This is a genomic window from Asaccharospora irregularis DSM 2635 (assembly GCF_900129815.1).
Classification (GTDB): Bacteria; Bacillota; Clostridia; order Peptostreptococcales; family Peptostreptococcaceae; genus Asaccharospora; species Asaccharospora irregularis.
Genome location: NZ_FQWX01000004.1, coordinates 79,082 through 97,539, shown reverse-complemented (window position 1 = coordinate 97,539; position 18,458 = coordinate 79,082). Strand labels below are relative to the sequence as shown.

Annotated in this window: 17 protein-coding genes; 4 read left to right on the top strand and 13 right to left on the bottom strand. The window is 30.7% G+C overall.

What is annotated here, in order from left to right; translation table 11 throughout:
• Window positions 1-76 precede the first annotated feature (76 nt).
• The 5 genes from BUB34_RS03410 to yabG all read right to left on the bottom strand — a co-directional run bounded on the left by BUB34_RS03410 (window position 77) and on the right by yabG (window position 4,650).
• Window positions 77-748: a GntR family transcriptional regulator gene (locus tag BUB34_RS03410; protein WP_073124255.1), complete on the bottom strand. Its 672-nt coding sequence runs from the start codon at window positions 746-748 to the stop codon at window positions 77-79.
• Entirely contained in the window at window positions 732-1,622 is an 891-nt protein-coding gene (gene ispE / locus BUB34_RS03405) for a 4-(cytidine 5'-diphospho)-2-C-methyl-D-erythritol kinase (protein ID WP_073124253.1), read from the bottom strand. Before ispE ends, BUB34_RS03410 begins: the two co-directional genes overlap by 17 nt.
• A 108-nt stretch (window positions 1,623-1,730) precedes the next feature.
• The gene (locus BUB34_RS03400; RefSeq protein WP_073124251.1) at window positions 1,731-3,281 is read right to left on the bottom strand and encodes a DUF3794 and LysM peptidoglycan-binding domain-containing protein; all 1,551 of its coding nucleotides are present in this window, start codon (window positions 3,279-3,281) and stop codon (window positions 1,731-1,733) included.
• Window positions 3,282-3,373: 92 nt separating this feature from the next.
• On the bottom strand, window positions 3,374-3,640 hold the full coding sequence (locus tag BUB34_RS03395) for a Veg family protein (RefSeq protein ID WP_073124249.1): 267 nt from the start codon (window positions 3,638-3,640) through the stop codon (window positions 3,374-3,376).
• A 143-nt stretch (window positions 3,641-3,783) separates the two neighbouring features.
• On the bottom strand, window positions 3,784-4,650 hold the full coding sequence (yabG, locus tag BUB34_RS03390) for a sporulation peptidase YabG (RefSeq protein ID WP_073124247.1): 867 nt from the start codon (window positions 4,648-4,650) through the stop codon (window positions 3,784-3,786).
• Between the two features lie 125 nt (window positions 4,651-4,775).
• Between yabG and BUB34_RS03385 the strand changes: the two genes are divergently transcribed.
• Window positions 4,776-5,534: a pseudouridine-5'-phosphate glycosidase gene (locus tag BUB34_RS03385; protein ID WP_073124245.1), complete on the top strand. Its 759-nt coding sequence runs from the start codon at window positions 4,776-4,778 to the stop codon at window positions 5,532-5,534.
• Between the two features lie 129 nt (window positions 5,535-5,663).
• Here the strand turns inward: BUB34_RS03385 and BUB34_RS03380 are convergent, their stop codons facing one another.
• From BUB34_RS03380 to BUB34_RS03365, 4 genes are all read right to left on the bottom strand, one after another.
• Complete coding sequence (locus BUB34_RS03380; protein ID WP_073124243.1) at window positions 5,664-6,161, bottom strand: SEC-C metal-binding domain-containing protein; 498 nt, start codon at window positions 6,159-6,161, stop codon at window positions 5,664-5,666.
• Window positions 6,162-6,233: 72 nt separating this feature from the next.
• Window positions 6,234-6,950, bottom strand: coding sequence for a peptide arginase family protein (locus BUB34_RS03375; protein ID WP_073124241.1), 717 nt, complete (start codon window positions 6,948-6,950; stop codon window positions 6,234-6,236).
• An 87-nt stretch (window positions 6,951-7,037) separates the two neighbouring features.
• Window positions 7,038-7,709, bottom strand: coding sequence for an RluA family pseudouridine synthase (locus BUB34_RS03370; protein WP_073124239.1), 672 nt, complete (start codon window positions 7,707-7,709; stop codon window positions 7,038-7,040).
• Entirely contained in the window at window positions 7,709-8,581 is an 873-nt protein-coding gene (locus BUB34_RS03365; RefSeq protein WP_073124237.1) for a class I SAM-dependent methyltransferase, read from the bottom strand. The genes BUB34_RS03370 and BUB34_RS03365 overlap by 1 nt, the downstream gene beginning before the upstream one ends.
• A 184-nt stretch (window positions 8,582-8,765) precedes the next feature.
• Here BUB34_RS03365 and BUB34_RS03360 point away from each other — a divergent pair, with 184 nt between their 5' ends.
• Window positions 8,766-9,497, top strand: coding sequence for a DUF3298 and DUF4163 domain-containing protein (locus BUB34_RS03360; RefSeq protein ID WP_073124234.1), 732 nt, complete (start codon window positions 8,766-8,768; stop codon window positions 9,495-9,497).
• 58 nt (window positions 9,498-9,555) lie between these two features.
• On the opposite strand, the gene carB is transcribed toward BUB34_RS03360, so the two are convergent.
• The 4 genes from carB to BUB34_RS03340 form a co-directional block, all read right to left on the bottom strand.
• The gene (carB, locus tag BUB34_RS03355) at window positions 9,556-12,765 is read right to left on the bottom strand and encodes a carbamoyl-phosphate synthase large subunit (protein ID WP_073124232.1); all 3,210 of its coding nucleotides are present in this window, start codon (window positions 12,763-12,765) and stop codon (window positions 9,556-9,558) included.
• A 51-nt stretch (window positions 12,766-12,816) separates the two neighbouring features.
• Entirely contained in the window at window positions 12,817-13,863 is a 1,047-nt protein-coding gene (carA, locus tag BUB34_RS03350; protein WP_073124230.1) for a glutamine-hydrolyzing carbamoyl-phosphate synthase small subunit, read from the bottom strand.
• Window positions 13,864-13,875: 12 nt separating this feature from the next.
• The gene (gene pyrF / locus BUB34_RS03345; protein ID WP_073124228.1) at window positions 13,876-14,592 is read right to left on the bottom strand and encodes an orotidine-5'-phosphate decarboxylase; all 717 of its coding nucleotides are present in this window, start codon (window positions 14,590-14,592) and stop codon (window positions 13,876-13,878) included.
• A gap of 428 nt (window positions 14,593-15,020) precedes the next feature.
• A complete protein-coding gene (locus tag BUB34_RS03340; protein WP_073124226.1) occupies window positions 15,021-15,878 on the bottom strand; it encodes a nitroreductase family protein in 858 nt (285 codons plus the stop codon).
• 457 nt (window positions 15,879-16,335) lie between these two features.
• Here BUB34_RS03340 and BUB34_RS03335 point away from each other — a divergent pair, with 457 nt between their 5' ends.
• Both BUB34_RS03335 and BUB34_RS03330 read left to right on the top strand, forming a co-directional pair.
• Window positions 16,336-17,565 carry an aminopeptidase gene (locus tag BUB34_RS03335; RefSeq protein WP_073124224.1) on the top strand — a complete coding sequence of 410 codons (1,230 nt, stop codon included), beginning with the start codon at window positions 16,336-16,338 and terminating at the stop codon, window positions 17,563-17,565.
• A gap of 256 nt (window positions 17,566-17,821) precedes the next feature.
• Window positions 17,822-18,286 (top strand): tRNA 2-thiocytidine biosynthesis TtcA family protein, encoded by a 465-nt coding sequence (locus tag BUB34_RS03330; protein ID WP_330392735.1) that lies wholly within the window; start codon window positions 17,822-17,824, stop codon window positions 18,284-18,286.
• The last annotated feature ends 172 nt before the right edge of the window (window positions 18,287-18,458 follow it).

The window sequence follows — 18,458 nt, the reverse complement described above, 5'->3', positions numbered from 1 at the left end:
CAAAAATACCCTATAGATTAGATACTTAACTCAAATATCTACTCTATAGGGTACATTTCATAAGGCATATTTTTTATTATTCTTTGTCGTTCATAGCCTTATCCAGCATAAACTGTTCTGCCTTTTCAATATGTTCTGTAGCACGCTTTTTAGCAAGTTCACTATCTCCTTGTTCTATAGCCTCAACTATCATCTTATGCTCTTCTACTATATTTAATAAAGCATCATAATCAGATAGATAACTAACTCTGAATCTGTAAACTTGTTCCCATAATGAATTTATTAACTGATGTAACTTTTTATTGTTTGTAGCCTTAAATATACATTCATGGAATTCAACGTCCTTTTTCAATAGCTCTTCTATGTTAGATTCATTTTGTCCAAGTTCTCCAGCTATTTCTTTTAAATGTTTAAGATCCTCATCGTTTATTCTTTCGGCCGCTAAAAATGCCGCCATACCTTCTAGGCTTGATCTAATTTCTAAAACATCCATTATATCCTTCAAAGACATATTTGCTACATAAGCACCTTTTCTAGGTAGCATAACAACTAACCCCTCTAATTCAAGCTTTCTTATAGCTTCTCTAACAGGTGTTCTACTAACTCCTAGTTGTTCTGCTAATTGAACTTCCATAAGTCTTTGCCCTGGTTTTAATTGTCCCTCCAGTATCGCCTCTCTCAAGCTTTCAAATACCACATCTCTTAATGGTTTGTAATCATCCAGGTTTAATTTATTTAAGTTCTCCACTGATTTCCACTCCTTTTTCACTACTATTAACAATATACACTTGTCTGTATTTTTTTATAAGCTCATCTTTACATTTTGATGCATCTTCATTGTTTTCAAACAATCCAAAGACTGTCGGTCCACTTCCACTCATCATAGAACCTAATGCATTATTCATCATTATAACTTTTTTAATTTCATTTATTTCTTTATATTTTTTAGAGGTAACTTCTTCAAGAACGTTTGCCATATTTTCTGCAACAAATTTTACATCACCACATTCTAAGTGACTTAACAACAAGTCATTGTTTGGTCTATTCTGAATTTTATTGAGATTTAACCCTTCATAGACTTCCTTAGTTGATACAAATAATTCAGGTTTGCATATTAGTATATTTATATGCTGTGGTAACCCTTTTATACTCGTTAATTTTTCTCCTAAACCTTCTGCTAAAGCTGCACTACCTGATATACAAAACGGTACATCTGCTCCTAGCTTAAATCCAATATCTTGCAATTCTTTTTCTGATAAATTTAATTTCCATAGTTTATTAAGTCCTACTAAAGCCGCAGCCGCATTAGAGCTTCCACCTGCCATACCAGCTGCTACTGGTATATTTTTTTGTATAAATATCTCTACACCTTTATCTATACTAAATTGATTTTTAAGTAAATTAACAGCCCTATAAACAATATTATCACTATCTATAGGTATTTCAGAGCTATCAGTCTTTATAATTATATCTCCATGTGGTATATCTTTTATTCTTATAATGTCGTATAAATTTATTGTCTGCATTATCATCTCGACTAAATGATAACCATTAGGTTCTCTTCCTAGAACATCTATTGATAAATTTATTTTTGCTCTACTTTTTAATTCTATAGAACTCATTTTAGCCTCCTTGTATAAAGTATAATGCATTTTAATTATTTACTATTATACTACAAAAAATAAAATAATAGGGGATTATAATCCCCTATTATTTTATTTTGTACATTTTTAACACTCACAAACTACGTTTTTTTCTAATATTAAACATTTGCCAGCCTTGATTGGATCCTCTGCTTTTATATCATTTAATTCAGCTATTTCATTTTCTGTAGTATTGTATTTTTTGGCTATATTCCAAAGGTTGTCGCCCTCTTTGCATATATAAACAATTATACTTGGTGCTTTGGATAAATCATATACTCCTTGGTCCTCTCCTTTAACTATGAAGTTTTCTGATTTTTTGTCTAGGGCTTCGATAAATCTTTTTACTTTTATAGTTAAATCTATCTGATCTCTGCCTAAATCAACCTCCAACCTTTCTATACAAACTGTATTAAATACAGTAGCCGTATCTGTCAGATCATCTATTTCTATATCATGATCAAACGGAATTTCCTCACTTATTTTATACACTAATTTTAATCCTTCAACAGGAACATAGAGCATATCTACTTTTAATATTCCTTGTATATAACTCTTTCCGTTTTCTATATATGCATTCTCTATTGATATAGATGGGCATACACTAACAATTTCCTTTATTTGTATATCATCATTGTCATTTCTTATACTCTCTCTTACTACAAAGTTTACTGATTTTGTACTCAACACCTTATTTAATTGTATAGGCTTTTGATCAAATTTTATAATTTTTTGTGGTGAGTATGCATCCTGTAATACTTCTCTTGTAACCTCATCAGTCACCTTAACTTTACTGTTAACTGTAGCATCTACCTCTAGAATTCCTGTGGCACTATCTTCATTTTGTTTGAATGTATAATTAAAGTCTGACATTAATAGCAGAACCTCTTCTACCATTCCGTCATATGCACCTGCTACCTCTACAAATTGAGTAAATTCTATTCCTACCTTATCTAGTTCAACAAGCTCACCATCATAAGTACAAGCTAGTGGATTTATTTCTAAAACTCCTCCAACAATTACCTTATTATCTGCAACTCTACTTTCTTTTACCTTGACACAAGGGTTCAGACTTATTATTGATTGAACTTCCTCTGTATTAATAGTTATAGTATCTCTTATAGCACTTTCTGATTTCTCTATTCCAACAATGTCTTGATAACTTATTTCTTTTCTGTGCTTTTGTATTCCTTCTACTTGAGATACATCTTTTACTATCTCTAGTCTTTGTTTCTCAAATAAACTTCCTCTTATATTCATAAGAGCACCTACTCTAATTTTTCTTTCGTTCATTATAGTACAGTCCATATGTTCAACTTCTGGAAATAGCATATATTCCATATCTTGAACAACATTTTCCTTTTCTATAACTTCGTTAATTTCTATTTTCCCATCTACATTAGATACTGAGTTTTTATCATCTGTTACATAAAGTACATTGTAATTAAAGCTTCCTCTACATAATATTTTGCCATCTGTAACTTCTATTTTCTTAATAGCTATGTACCCTTCTGTTTTTACGATTTCATATACGTCTGATTTTTTATCCGGAACAACAGCCTCTGCCTCAATAAAAGTTTGAAACTTTCCAAACTCTACTCTATTGTCTATCTTTATTATATCTTTAATTAGTTCCATTTTTTCTCCCCCTTGTAAAAATAAAATATCACACTATATTTATATTTAAAGAGCAAAAAAAAAATTACACCTATTTTAAATAGGTATAATTTTTAACTTATTTTTAATTTATCTTGATTTTTAAACACTTGTAGTTTTACATTATCTGTCAATAAATCTGAATAACTGTAAGATACCCTAGAATATCCATTAGTCTCATCATCTAGTTTTATAACAAATACGCTTGGATAAACTTTCTCTAGAATACCCTCTTTGGTAATAATCTGTTTTCTACCTTTATTGGCTTTCAACAATATCTTCTTGCCTAAATGTTTCTCTAAGCTTTTTCTTATTTTGTCTAGAGTCTGAACAGTGGCCATAATATCACCTTCTTTAAACATTTGTATGTTTACATAATACCATAAGTTTTTATGTTTGTCAAATGTTTAAACTAGTTATTTTATATATTTTTTAACTAAAAGTCAATACTATTTTTTAAGATATACAGTATTATTTAATATTTTTAATATAAACCTATCTTAGGCATAGCCCATCTAAACTTTCCTCTAGTCTCAGATCCACCTATTCCCTTAACCCCTGTAACAGTTTGTTCTATAACTTCATCAATAGGAACAACCGTATCTATTCTTGAACAGGCCACCTTTTCAACTACAAATACAGGATCTAAAGCATGTATCATTATTCTAGCTGGAGAGCTTGCATAGTTTGCCCCTGCCTTTATTATTTGCTCATAATTGGACTGACATGCCCCTGCAAATATAACAAGGTTATCTACGTTCGGTTCCCACTTACGAGCCTCCTTAACTGCCTTTATAAAGTTCATAGAGTTTCTGTAATTATTTATATTATTTACTCCCCCATTTTTGCCTGTCATTGAATCATGGCCAGTTATTACTAATATATCTGGTTTATGTTTATTGAGAAGATTTCTGACCTCCTTGTATTGGTTTTGTTCCGGTATTGCTACACCTACTGCAGGAATACCTAGTTGTGTATAGACGTCTAGACATATCTTTAGATATTCTTTATCACCATCTATTTGCAATACCTTTCCAGGTATACCATAAATATCCGAATTATTTACCTGAGACTTCATAACGGTATTTCTATTATTTTTTTTTTGTCTTTCTTTGGATTTTCTTACTGACTTATATAATAAATTTTCAACATCTTCATCTATTAAAATACTTCTGATATTTGGCATGCTAACTAACTCTAAATCATCTAAATAAGCATCTGCAATAATTCTAAATGCTACACCTTTTAAAATAGCTACTTTTTTATTGTTGTCATCCACGGTGAAAGCCTCAATTTTGAACACAATATCTTTATTATAAGACTTTCTTGCGACTATATCTCCTATTTTCATAGCCTTCCTCCCTAATAACTTTTCTTAGTTCATACTATGTCCTCTAAAGTATTTTGTTTCCATGGAATATAAAATATATTTTTGTTGAAAAATAATAGAAAATATTATTTAGATTATATTAGGAGGTGAATAACATAATAAAAAACTTTTTAAGAGTTCATCTTGAAGCAAAAAAAGCTATACACTCTAATACCCCAATAGTAGGTATAGACTTTTCCTTTGTACTTAACAATTTCACTTACCCTGACAGCCTAGAAGTATTTAAAAATATCTCTAAGATTGTTAGAAAGCATAAGGCCATTCCTGCATCCATAGCAATCATAGATGGTGTAGTAAAATTTGGCCTAACTAATGATGAGGTTGAGATGCTTGCTATAAAAAATGATTTGCCTGTTTTAAATAAAAATGATCTTCCATTTTTTGTATTAAACAATAGGACAGGACTTGTTGATTTACCTTGTTGTATTGAATTATTTAATTCTATTGGTATTAATATAATAGTTACTGGTGTAGTAGACAACTCACTAGAAAATGTATTCCATCTAAATGTTGAGAATACAATTCTTATTTGCTCAACTTCTTGTGACTGTAGCTTTTTATCTAATAACTATATAAAAAATAACTGCTATAAAAATAATTTCTCTATCGTCAATCTTACTAAAGATAATCCCCAATTTTTAAGTGATATTAATCTAGTTGATGATTTATATAAAGTATTAAAAATAAACAATAAAATATACCCCAAAAGAAATACATGCATTGTAAATAAAAATTTTTATGACTATGATAATTTTTCGGACACTAATTTACCGATTTATGCAAATATCAAAGTAGCGTCTGAATTGTCTATTTTATACTGCTCTAACGGCATAAATAAAAGATAACCTCGCCTATTAATATTTACTTACTGTTACTATCAACTCATAAATAAGCCTCAAAACAAAATAAAAGCCATGGTATACCAAAATATCCCATGGCTTTTATAAATACTATACTAATGTTTTATTAATTTTTTATTTTCCGCAACACTTCTTATATTTCTTTCCACTTCCACATGGACATGGATCATTTCTTCCTATCTTTTCATCTTTAACTATTGTCTTAGATTTTTTATACTCTTTTTGTATTTCTTTTCTTCTTTGAGCTGGTAATATATCTTCCCAACCTTTTAAATTATACAACCAGTGAGCTTCAACAGCTACCATGTTGTAGTATAATTTTTCCCAATCTATTTTTATAGAAACCTCTTTATCAGCTTCTACTTCTTCTAGGTTTATTTCTTCTTTTAAACTTTCACTTATTCCATCCATGAATCCCATTATGTATTCATTTGTTGTGTTAAACTTTTCAGCTAACTCGCTTACTTTTCCTTCTACAGTTTCCATCTTACTGTTTAATATTTCATTATATATCTCTGTTTCTACCTTTAAGTAATCTTCCCAGAACTTTATTTCTGACTCTTGGTTTTCATGATTTTCACTTAATTTTGTCCAATCAGCATATAAACTCATTATATTTTCCTCCTAAAATAAACTTGTATTTTTAATAAACTCTTTATGTGAACTACTTATCACTTATTTATTCTAAATTAACTCTTCTATTATATCATAATTAAATAATTCTTTTAACACTTTTATGGCATACTCTTGGTCTATAAAAAACGGACTACTAGCAACTGTTATTACCCTTGCCGATTTTATAAGGTTTTGTATTTTTGCAAGTCTAGTATCATAAGGAATATAATCCATGTCCTTTGAAAAAATATCCAAGTCGATGTCTAAAACATATTCACCCTGTATATCTAGATCCAAACTATATGAGCTGTCCATTATTATAACCTCAGAAAATACACCGTGTTTCAATGCCGGCTTTATGAAGTTTCCTACGTTTAGTACCTCATTGGTATAGCGAAAAACATCTTCTATATTATCTATTTCAACATCATAGTTCTCTGGTTCTCTCATATCTTTATGTTGATCTACATGAACTAGTTTACAACCTTTTGAAAAGCGATTTAAGCTTAGGCTTTTTATCCAGAAATAAAATGCATGGTTGTGATTATCAAATATATATATATCTTTGCCCTGGAAATAATAATTTACCATGTTCTTTAAACCTTTTGAACTTATTTCACTACCGTCATCTATTTCATTAAATACTATTTCCTCTCCTACTAAAACATCCTCTAAGTCTCCACTTATTAATTTCGGAACATATATCTTTTTATTTTTTCTATCTTCATATGAAAATATATTGTTGCCAACTGGTTTATCAATATAAAATCCTGTATATTTATCCATAATAACTCCTAAATATTTCTTTTTAATTTAATATAAAAACTACATATTTTTGCAGTTATATCATAAGTCTACTTTTATATAGCATTTTTAGAACTTAAATAAATTCCATGGATATTCCTGTGGAGGTGGACAAATAAATTCCATTTTTTCTTTTGTTGTAGGATGAATTATATTAATTCTATACGACCATAGTGATATCTGTTGTCCTACCTTATTGACATTTTGTCCATATCTCTGATCTCCAAATAGCGGATGTTTTCTACTTGAAAATTGAACCCTTATTTGATGAGAACGACCAGTCTTTAAATCTATTTCCACAAGGCTTTTGTTTTCCTTAAAACCTAAGGTTTCATAACTGAGCTCAGCAGACTTTGCATCTTTGTGGTTTTTATTTACAACAGACACCATATTTGTTTTTTTATTTTTATAAAGATAATCGTTTAAAGTATCATTGTTTTTGTTCATCTTCCCATGAATAACCGCTCTATATGTTTTTTTGAAAGATTTATTTCTAACCTGCTCTGATAACCTTGAAGCTGCCTTGGATGTCTTTGCAAACACCATAACGCCACCGACAGGTCTATCCAACCTATGTACAAGACCTATATATACATTACCTGGTTTATTATACTTCTCTTTTACATAACTCTTCAAAAGATTTACCATATCTTTATCATTAGTATCATCACCTTGAGATAATATATTTACAGGCTTTTCAACAACCAGTAAATGATTGTCTTCATATATAACCTTTAACATTATTTTTTCTCCCATCTTCCAAATATACCACAAGGAAGTGTTTTTCCGTCTCTAGAAGCAGGTATCCCTAGCTCTCCTCCATATATAGTTCCGCCTTTAACCCTTTTGCCGATAGTAGTATCCAGTACGTTTTCAAGAACTATAGGAGAAAATCCTGTTGTATACGAGTTTATTAAAAAGAATAAAGGATCATCTGATAATACACCCATACATAACTCAACAAAACTATATAACTTCTCTTCTATCTGCCAAACTTCACCTTTTGGTCCTCTTCCATAAGAAGGCGGATCCATTATTATAGCGTCGTATTTTCTACCTCTTCTTATCTCTCTTTCAACAAATTTAACAACATCATCTACTATAAACCTCACTGTTTGATTTTGAAGCCCCGATAATTCTATGTTTTCTTTTGCCCAAGTAACCATCCCTTTAGCAGCATCAACATGACATACTTCCGCTCCTGCTGAAGCACAAGCTACTGTGGCTCCTCCTGTATATGCAAAAAGATTTAACACCTTTATAGGTCTTTTTGCTCCCTTTATTTTGTCTATCATCCAGTCCCAGTTAGCAGCCTGTTCTGGGAATAATCCTGTATGTTTAAACCCTGTAGGCTTTATATGAAACTTCAAGTTCTTATAGTTTATAGTCCACTGCTCAGGGTACTTCTTTTTGTGCTCCCAGCTTCCTCCTCCTCTACTACTTCTGTGATAATGTCCATGAGGATTTTTCCATAGCGCCCACTCTTCGGACATAGGCCAAACTACCTGTGGATCTGGTCTTCTAAGGACATACTGTCCCCAACGCTCCAACTTCTCACCGTTACCCATATCTATAAGTTCATAATCTTTCCATTTATCTGCTAATAATAACATTATTTACCTCCTGATAAAATTACTCTCAATCTTAGTATTATACCATATAATTATTTATATTTTCGGTATTTTGTACACTTTATATTCTGTAATTTTCTTATTTTAAATCATCTTTTATTAACTATCTGTATGTATACATCATAGTATATTGCATGCGATTTTTTATTTAAAGGAGGTCCCTCGTATGAGTGGTAGCATAAATATTAATGAGTGTGTATATAACCCATTGTTTGTAAAATTCAATGAATACTTTAGATCCAAAGGCTTCTTCTCTTATAACCTACAGTTTCCAAGCTTTCATAACTTTAAAAATGGATCTGATACTATAGACCATTCCATTCTTAATGATATAAATTCTATTATTAGTTTAGATGCATCAACTTTTAAACAAGGTCTATTTGAAGAAGAACAAAACTATAACCTAGTCGTAGCAGAAGGCGGCTCTTTACCTAAAAAAAGATACAAAGCTTTTTCTATCTATGCAGTTACATTCAATAGAAATAATATTTTAAGTGTAACTTTAAGATTAGGAGTGATTTCAAGCGGAAATAAGATTGAGTACGATAATCTAAATAATTATAATATAGACCTTATTAGTGGTAAACGTATTAAACTCGAAGAAGTATTTAATCCTAATGTAAATTATTTTCAGATTATAAATAACTATATTAATTATAAAATAAGACAAAATAAAGAATTGTACTATGAAAATACTGTCATTAATATACCCTATGACCAATCCTTTTATATTACAGATAAGGGGTTAGTTATTTATTTTGGATTAGATCAAATTGCACCAACTGGATTTGGTTTTCCTAAATTTTTAATTTCATTTGGAAGATTTGCTGATTATATAAATCCCCGTTTTTTATGTGGGCCTCAGATGCCAGATATGGAACCTAGATTTAGATATTAAAATATTCTACCCCTATTTTATACCTATAAAAATATAAAACAGGGGTAGTAAATTATCATTATTGTTCTGCTATATTATAAACCTTCAATAAATCTTCATTTATACGTTTCTTTTTGACCTCCACTAATGCCTTTAGTGTATCTAATGAAGTCATCATCTCCGTTGAAAACTCTATCGCAGTTCTTCTTATTTTAAATCCATCTCTTGTAGAGTCATTTCCTTTTGTTGGAGTATTTATTACTATATCAACTTTTTTATTTCTAATAACATCTAGTATATTTGGTCTTGGTTCTTCTACTCTATTTACTACTTCCGCTTCTATTCCATTTTCTTTTAGGCTATTAGCAGTTCCTTCTGTAGCAACAAAAGTATATCCTAACTCTTTCATATCTTTTGCTATCTCTATAAACTCAGCTTTATCTATATTATTAACTGTAGCTAAAACAACTCCTCTTTCGTCAGACATATGTCTTCCAGCTGCTAAGAATCCTTTGTATAAAGCTTCTTCTAAGTTTTCACCTACACCTAAAACTTCTCCTGTTGATTTCATTTCAGGCCCAAGACTTACTTCTACTTTAGATAATTTTGACATAGAGAATACTGGAACTTTAACTGATACTAATTTAGGTTCTTTATAAACCCCTATTCCGTATCCCAAATCTTTTAATTTCTCTCCCATCATACATCTTGTAGCCAAGTCTACTATAGGTACAGTACTTACCTTACTTATATATGGTACTGTTCTACTCGCTCTTGGATTAACTTCTATAATATATAATTCACCTTGAAATTCTATAAATTGTATGTTGACCATTCCCAGTACGTTAAGTTCTAAAGCTATTTTCTTTGTGTACTTTACTATTTTTTCTTTTATACTATCTGATATATTTTGACTAGGATACATTGTTATACTATCCCCTGAGTGAACCCCAGCTCTCTCTAAATGCTCCATTATTCCCGGTATTAATATATCCTCTTTGTCGCATATAGCATCAACTTCTATTTCTCTACCAGTCAAATATTTATCTATAAGAACTGGATTTTTGTTGTCTCTATCAAAAGCATCTTTTAGGTATTGAGTCAATTGCTTTTCATCATATGTTATTTCCATTCCTTGACCACCAAGTACATAAGAAGGTCTCACTAACACTGGATATCCTAGTTTACTAGCTTCTTCAACACCTTCACTTACCGACCATATAGCTTTTCCCTTTGGTCTATTTATATTTAATCTCTCCAATAAATCATCGAATTTTTCTCTATCTTCAGCAGCATCTATATCTTCAAAGTCTGTTCCTAGAATCTTGATATTCTTTTCATGTAAAAATTTAGCTAGCTTTATAGCTGTCTGTCCTCCGAATTGTAATACTACTCCATATGGTTTTTCCTTTTCTATTATGTTTAGTACTTCCTCTTCTGTTAATGGTTCAAAGTATAATTTATCTGATGTATCAAAGTCAGTACTTACTGTTTCTGGATTGTTGTTTATTATTATAGTTTCTATACCCATTTTTCTTAGTGATTTTATACAGTGAACTGAGCAATAGTCAAATTCTATTCCTTGGCCGATTCTTATTGGCCCTGATCCTAAAACTATGACTTTTTTCTTGTCGCTTACCTCTACCTCGTCATATTGTTCATAAGTTGAGTAGTAATAAGGAGATAAGGCATCGAACTCTCCTCCACATGTATCAACCATCTTATATGAAGGCTGTATATTATATAAATTTCTCAGCTCATAAACTTTTTCTGGCTCTATCTTCATCAAATCAGAAATCCCTTTGTCAGAGAACCCTTTTTTCTTTAATTTAAGTAGATAATCCTTGCTTATATCTTCTATATTCATAGATCTTAGCTTTTCTTCTTGTTCTACTATCCATTTAATTTTGTTTATAAACCACTTATCTACACCAGTTATTTCTTCTATTTTTTCTATTTTATAGCCTCTTCTTATCATTTCAGCTAAGTCAAATAATCTTTCATCATCTGGTACAACTACTCTTGATTTCAATTCTTCTATGCTTCTTGCTTCTGATGCTGCATGAACCAATGAGTACTTTCCTATTTCAAGAGATCTTATTCCCTTAAGGATAGCTGATTCAAAGTTGCTTCCTATACTCATTATTTCACCAGTAGCCATCATTTTAGTTCCTAGTTTTCTATTTGCATGTCTAAATTTATCAAACGGCCACTTAGGTATTTTTACTACTACATAGTCTAGTGTAGGTTCAAAACATGCATAAGTTTTTTTGGTAACTGCGTTTTGTATTTCGTCTAATGTATATCCTAAAGCTATTTTGGCTGCAACTTTTGCTATTGGATAACCTGTAGCTTTTGATGCCAGAGCTGAAGATCTACTTACTCTTGGGTTTATTTCTATTATTGCATATTCTAAGCTGTGTGGATTTAGGGCTATTTGAACATTACACCCACCTTGAACTTCTATTGCATTTATTATATCTATTGATGCTTTTCTAAGCATTTGGTACTCCTTGTCGCTTAGTGTTTGACTAGGAGCAACAACTATACTATCTCCTGTATGAACTCCAACTGGATCTATGTTTTCCATGTTACATACAGTTATACAGTTTCCATTTCCGTCTCTCATTACTTCGTATTCTATTTCTTTCCAGCCTTTTATACTTTTTTCAAGCAACACCTGACCAACTGGACTTAGTTGCAAACCTTGAGTAAGTATTTCAGTTAACTCCTCTGGAGTCTCTGCTATACCCCCTCCAGTTCCTCCTAGAGTATACGCAGGTCTAACAACTACTGGGTACCCTATTTTATCAGCAAATCCAAGCCCACTTTGAAGATCTGTTACTATATCACTAACTACAACTGGTTGATTTATTTGTCTCATTACTTCTCTAAAAGTATCTCTATCTTCACCTTTTTTTATAGATTCTATAGAAGTTCCTATAACTTTTACATTGTATTTATCAAGTATACCAGCATCATGTAATTCAACTGCTAAGTTAAGTCCTGTTTGACCACCCATTCCAGCAAGCAAGCTATCTGGTCTTTCTTTTTCTATTATTTTCTCTATAAATTCTATTGTTAATGGTTCTATATATATTTTATCTGCAATTTCTTTATCAGTCATTATCGTAGCAGGGTTACTGTTTATAAGTACTACTTCTATTCCCTCTTCTTTTAATGCTTGGCAAGCTTGTGTTCCTGAATAATCAAATTCTGCGGCCTGACCTATTATTATTGGTCCTGATCCTAATACTAAAGTCTTTTTTATACTATCTATTTTAGGCATATTTTTTTCTCCTTATCTCAAACGATTTTTTTCATTATACTGATTTTTTAATTATACTAACTCTAAGAATTTATCAAATATATAATCGTTGTCTTTTGGTCCTGGACAAGCTTCTGGATGGTACTGAACACTGTATATAGACAACTCTTTATGTCTCATTCCTTCTACAGTATTATCATTTAGGTTTATATGAGTAACCTCCATATTCTCTGGCACCTGTGAAACGTAATATCCATGATTTTGAGATGTTATAAATACTCTTCCTTCTTCTAAGTCTTTTACTGGATGATTTCCACCTCTATGACCAAACTTAAGTTTATCTGTTTGCCCTCCTAATGCCAAAGCTAAAAGTTGATGTCCTAAGCATATTCCAACTATAGGTTTTTTACCTACTAACTCTTTTATATTTTCTATAACATCACTTAAATCTTCTGGATCCCCTGGTCCATTAGATAAAAATATTAAATCAGGATTTATATCTAATACTTCTTGTGGCTTAGTTTGCGCTGGGAATACTGTTATATCACATCCACGTGCTGCAAAAGATCTTAATATATTTTGCTTAACACCAAAGTCCATTACTGCTACTTTTTTACCTGTTCCTTTTATATGCTCTATTTCTCTTCTAGTAACCGTTCTTACTGCTTCTGTATTTGAAAATTTATCTAATTTAGATTTAACCTCCTCTAGAGAAGCTTTTTCTAAAGTTATTATCCCTCTCATTGTCCCATTATTTCTCAGTATCTTCGTTAATGCTCTTGTGTCTATGCCCTCTAGTCCGATTACTTTATTTTGCTTTAAGTAAGTGTCTAAATCCATTTCGCATCTAAAATTATTAGGATCATCACTTTTTTCCCTTACTATAAACCCCTTTACATGAACTCCTGTTGACTCAACATCCTCTAAATTTATTCCGTAATTTCCTATAAGAGGATACGTCATCGTTACTATTTGACCATAATAAGATGGATCAGTTAACACTTCACCATAACCTGTCATAGAAGTGTTAAATACTACTTCTCCTACACTGTCCTTTAAATAACCAAAAGCTTTACCTTCAAATATCGTGCCATCTTGTAATATTAATTTCGCTTTCATATAGACTACCTCCTAAGCATTTTCTATTTCTCTAACTATATCAAGAGCTGATTTTTTTGGATCTTCTGATTTAGTTATAGGTCTTCCAACAACTAAATAATGAGCTCCTTTTTTGATTGCGTCTGCTGGAGTAACAACTCTTTTTTGATCTCCAACCTCTGATGTTTCTGGTCTTATTCCTGGACATACTGTTACAAAATCTTCTCCACACTCTTTTACTATCTTGTCTACTTCTTTTGCTGAGCAAACAACTCCATCTATTCCTGCTTCTTTAGCTAACTTAGCTCTCTTTATAGCCAGTTCTTCAGTCGTCATATTGCATCCTATATCTTGTAAGTCTTCATTACTTAATGAAGTTAAAACTGTAACCCCTACTATTAAAGGCTTTTCTATATTTAATCTTTCTGCTTCTTCTTTAGCTATTTGTGCACATTGTTTCATACCTTCCATATCAGATACATGGATCGTCATCAACCACACATTATCCCTAACTGCTGCTTTTACTGCACTTTTCATGGTATTAGGTATATCATGAAATTTTAGGTCTAAAAATATTTTCTTTCCCTTTTCCTTTAAATAGTCTACTGTTTTTCCTCTAGTAGCTACATATTGCTCAAGGCCTACTTTAAATATATCAACACTATCTTCTAGTTTATCTATTAGCTCTTTTGCCTTATCAAAATCATCTGTGTCTATTGCTACTATTAACTTTTCTATTCCTTCTGTCATTCCTATCTCTCCCCTTTGTACAAAGTCTTAGTAAACCCTCTTAACAAATGCATAATTTTTAGTGTATAAAAAAATCCCTATACCAAGGGAGGTATAAGGATTTTATCTTAGCATAACTTTTATATTTAGACGTTATGAGATATCTTTCCCAGCCTCTCTGGACTAGTTTAAAAGACTTTGCTATTTTATTTTTAAAAAACCTCTAGCCTTGCCAGCTAGAGGTTACAAATACAAATTGATAGTACTACTATAAATATACGGTCTCTCTGTACCTTTAATGCCTATAGTAATAATATTTTTAGTAACTTCGTATCCTCTCTGGGATAATTTAAAGTATTATTTCTATATTTATTAAATCACTTATTAATTTTTATGTCAAGAACTGTTTTTATTATAAATGTATTATGTCTATATATTTTGAAAGTTTTCTATAAATCTTGCATTGGTTCTTCCTTAGGGATGTATTCTATGCTTATAAAATACTCTTTTCCTCTTCTTCTTTTAACCTTTTTCTTTATATACCTTACTTCCAATCCATACTTGGCACATCCTATATCAAAATGTCTAAGGGCAACTCCCATACTAACCTTGTTCATTTTTTCAGTACCTCTTTTAGGCTTGTTTTCGTACATATTAAGCCCTCTATCATCTCCATAAAAAAACCAAGGTTGGGCATTTTTTACAGAAGGTGCTCTTCTCACTAGTTCTAAAGTACTGTTCCACTTTCTCTCCACCTTTTTAGACATATCCTTTACCTGAACTCTATTAGGTCTAGCCTTTCTAGATCTAAATAAATCCTCATTTTTTCCAGCAAATCCAAACGCTATTATTATATACGGCTGTTCTTCTTTCTCTTTTAACTCGTCGCTTTCATTATACAGCAAATCCATCTCATAAAAATCTGCGCCTCTTTCACCTTTGAAATCTATAAACTCCTCAATATCCTCTTTTTTTAAATTACTTTCTATCCAACAAGTCGCCAAACCCAAAGTCGTCAGTTGAAGAACAACCTTTTCTGTTGCAAAACCTATATTTTCTAAGTAATCTTCACCTTCATCAGATGTAACAACTATATAATGTGGAGCCTTTATTTTGCATTCTTTTCCTAATAAAAAATGAATCAAATGTCCCCTCTCTACAACATGGGCTTTTATATTCAAATCTTTATTTAAGTAGTCTAAGTTGGCACATATATCTTTAACCTCTTTCATCAAAGGTTCCTTTAATTTATCTATTGAAAAATTTCTTATAGATTTTCTATAAAAAATAGCCTCATATAACTCCATCAATTTCCTCCTAATAAAATTTATTTATGTCAAAATCCCTATTACATGATACTACATATTAATTCTTCTTTCTTTTAATTTTACTATAAAATTCATATATTTTATTATTATATTATAAGTTTTTTTCGACCTTGTTGTATAGTCCTTAGGCGAAAAAGTATATTAAAATAATTTAGATTTTTAATTATATCTTACATATATATTTATATTGAAATTTTACTTTATGTAATACATCCCAGTTCGACTGTTTTTAAACCTTTAAACTTCAATATCATGACTAGTTTTTGCTATTATGGTATAATATGTAATTAATAAATATATGTTATTTTAGATATATATTATGTATAAATATGTCGATAAATATTATATATAACTATAGGTAATATTATATTGGTAGATATGTTTAAATATTTAAGTAGATATATTTATAAATTAATAAATTAGGGAGGATAGCCTTATGAATTTAGATAATAACCTTGATAAGTATGCAGAATTAGCAGTTAAGGTGGGTGTAAATATACAGCCAAATCAAACCTTACTTGTACGCTCTCCTATAGAATGTGCACCTTTTGTCAGAAAGGTCGTAAAACACGCTTATAAAAATGGTGCCAAAAACGTACATATAGAGTGGTCGGATGAAGAATGTAGCTTAATAAAGTATCTTGATGCTCCTGATGAAGCATTTAGTGAATTCCCTAGTTGGGTATCTGATCAATATGTAAAAATCGCAGAAGAAGGTGGAGCATTTTTAACTGTTTCTGCTCAAAACCCTGATTTACTAAAAAATGTAGACCCTAAGAGAATTGCCGATTACCAAAAAATATCTGGTAATGCCCTTAAAGAGTGGAGATCTTACATGTTAACTGACAAATGTAAATGGAGTATAGTATCAATTCCTACAGAAGCCTGGGCTATGAAAGTGTTCCCTAATTTAGAAGCTAAAGATGCCATAAACAAATTATGGGATGCTATATTTAAATGCACAAGAGTAGATACCAAAGACCCTATAAAAGCTTGGGATGAACATAATTCTAATTTAAAGGAAAAAATGGACTTTTTAAATAATAAAAACTTTAAGCTTCTTAAATTTAAATCTAATAAAACAGATTTAGTTTTAGAACTTCCAAAAGACCATATATGGTTAAGTGGTGCATCTAAAGATCCAAATGGAGTTCTTTTCAATGCCAACATCCCAACTGAAGAAATTTTTTGTATGCCTCACAAATTTAAGGTAAACGGTGTAGTTTATAGTACAAAGCCACTTGTATACGGTGGAAATGTCATAGACAATTTCTCTATAACTTTTAAAGATGGTAAAATAATAGATTTCTCAGCTGAGAAAGGCTTCGATACTTTAAAAAATCTTATAAGTACAGATGAAGGTTCACATTATTTAGGAGAGGTTGCATTAGTTCCTTACAATTCTCCGATCTCTGAAACTGGAATCACTTTCTTTAATACACTTTACGATGAAAATGCTTCTTGTCACCTTGCAATTGGATCTGCATACAAATCCTGTATAAAAAACGGTGATAGTATAAAAGAAGATGAATTAGATAAATACGGGGTTAATGATAGTTTAACTCATGTTGACTTTATGATAGGGTCCCAAGATATGGATATCATAGGAGAAACTTATGATAACAAAGAAATACAAATATTTAAATCTGGTGATTGGGCATTCTAAAAAAATAAATTAACAAAAAAAGGCTGTTAGAAGTTATACCAAAACTCCTCAGCCTTTTTCTATGTTGACGACATTTTTTTAGAAACTTATATAAAACCACATATTAATTTCTATTTTAATGCTTATACATATATTATATATAAATTTTTACTTTTAGTAAAACCTTTATTTTATTTTCTACATTAAAATTTATAAGTTTTTTATAAATGCTTGTAAATTTAGACAATAAATATATTTTTTTAGGAGGAAACGATTCATGCCTATGCAAAAACTTCTTAGTAAAACTCGTCAAGCCATAAAGGATTTTGATATGATACAAGACAACGATAAAATAGCCGTTGGGCTTTCTGGTGGTAAAGATAGTCTGACATTACTTAGTATACTTAAAAATTACCAGAAATTTTCACCCCAAAATTTTGAACTAATTGCTATCACACTAAACCCAGGGGATGTCGATAACTCTCCTCTATATAAATTCTGCGAGGAATTAGATGTTCCTTTTTATGAAATCCAGACAGATATAAAAGAGATTGTATTCGATATAAGAAAAGAGAAAAACCCCTGTTCTCTATGTGCAAAATTAAGAAGAGGGGCTCTAAATGACAACGCAAAAAAATTAGGTTGCAATAAAGTTGCCTTAGGACACCATAAAGACGATGCTGTAGAAACCTTTTTAATGTCTATGTTCTATGAGGGAAGATATAAAAAATCTAATCTCTGATTTAGGCAAAAATTTCCCAGATATCAAGAGAAACCTATTTGGTTCTTTAAATAATTCTGATAAGCTTTTTATATGGGATAAAGAAAAAATTAGATAGTTATTATGTTATTTAAATAAAGCATATAATCCTATATATTTTACACAAAAAAGGCGTCACACTTATTATTTAGCG

Coding starts and splice junctions, on each gene's coding strand:
- ispE (WP_073124253.1), bottom strand. CDS start 1,622: ATGAGTTCTATAGAATTAAAAAGTAGAGCAAAAATAAATTTATCAATA.
- BUB34_RS03400 (WP_073124251.1), bottom strand. CDS start 3,281: ATGGAACTAATTAAAGATATAATAAAGATAGACAATAGAGTAGAGTTT.
- BUB34_RS03395 (WP_073124249.1), bottom strand. CDS start 3,640: ATGGCCACTGTTCAGACTCTAGACAAAATAAGAAAAAGCTTAGAGAAA.
- yabG (WP_073124247.1), bottom strand. CDS start 4,650: ATGAAAATAGGAGATATAGTCGCAAGAAAGTCTTATAATAAAGATATT.
- BUB34_RS03380 (WP_073124243.1), bottom strand. CDS start 6,161: ATGAGTTTATATGCTGATTGGACAAAATTAAGTGAAAATCATGAAAAC.
- BUB34_RS03375 (WP_073124241.1), bottom strand. CDS start 6,950: ATGGATAAATATACAGGATTTTATATTGATAAACCAGTTGGCAACAAT.
- BUB34_RS03370 (WP_073124239.1), bottom strand. CDS start 7,709: ATGTTAAAGGTTATATATGAAGACAATCATTTACTGGTTGTTGAAAAG.
- BUB34_RS03365 (WP_073124237.1), bottom strand. CDS start 8,581: ATGTTATTATTAGCAGATAAATGGAAAGATTATGAACTTATAGATATG.
- BUB34_RS03360 (WP_073124234.1), top strand. CDS start 8,766: ATGAGTGGTAGCATAAATATTAATGAGTGTGTATATAACCCATTGTTT.
- carB (WP_073124232.1), bottom strand. CDS start 12,765: ATGCCTAAAATAGATAGTATAAAAAAGACTTTAGTATTAGGATCAGGA.
- carA (WP_073124230.1), bottom strand. CDS start 13,863: ATGAAAGCGAAATTAATATTACAAGATGGCACGATATTTGAAGGTAAA.
- pyrF (WP_073124228.1), bottom strand. CDS start 14,592: ATGACAGAAGGAATAGAAAAGTTAATAGTAGCAATAGACACAGATGAT.
- BUB34_RS03340 (WP_073124226.1), bottom strand. CDS start 15,878: ATGGAGTTATATGAGGCTATTTTTTATAGAAAATCTATAAGAAATTTT.
- BUB34_RS03335 (WP_073124224.1), top strand. CDS start 16,336: ATGAATTTAGATAATAACCTTGATAAGTATGCAGAATTAGCAGTTAAG.
- BUB34_RS03330 (WP_330392735.1), top strand. CDS start 17,822: ATGCCTATGCAAAAACTTCTTAGTAAAACTCGTCAAGCCATAAAGGAT.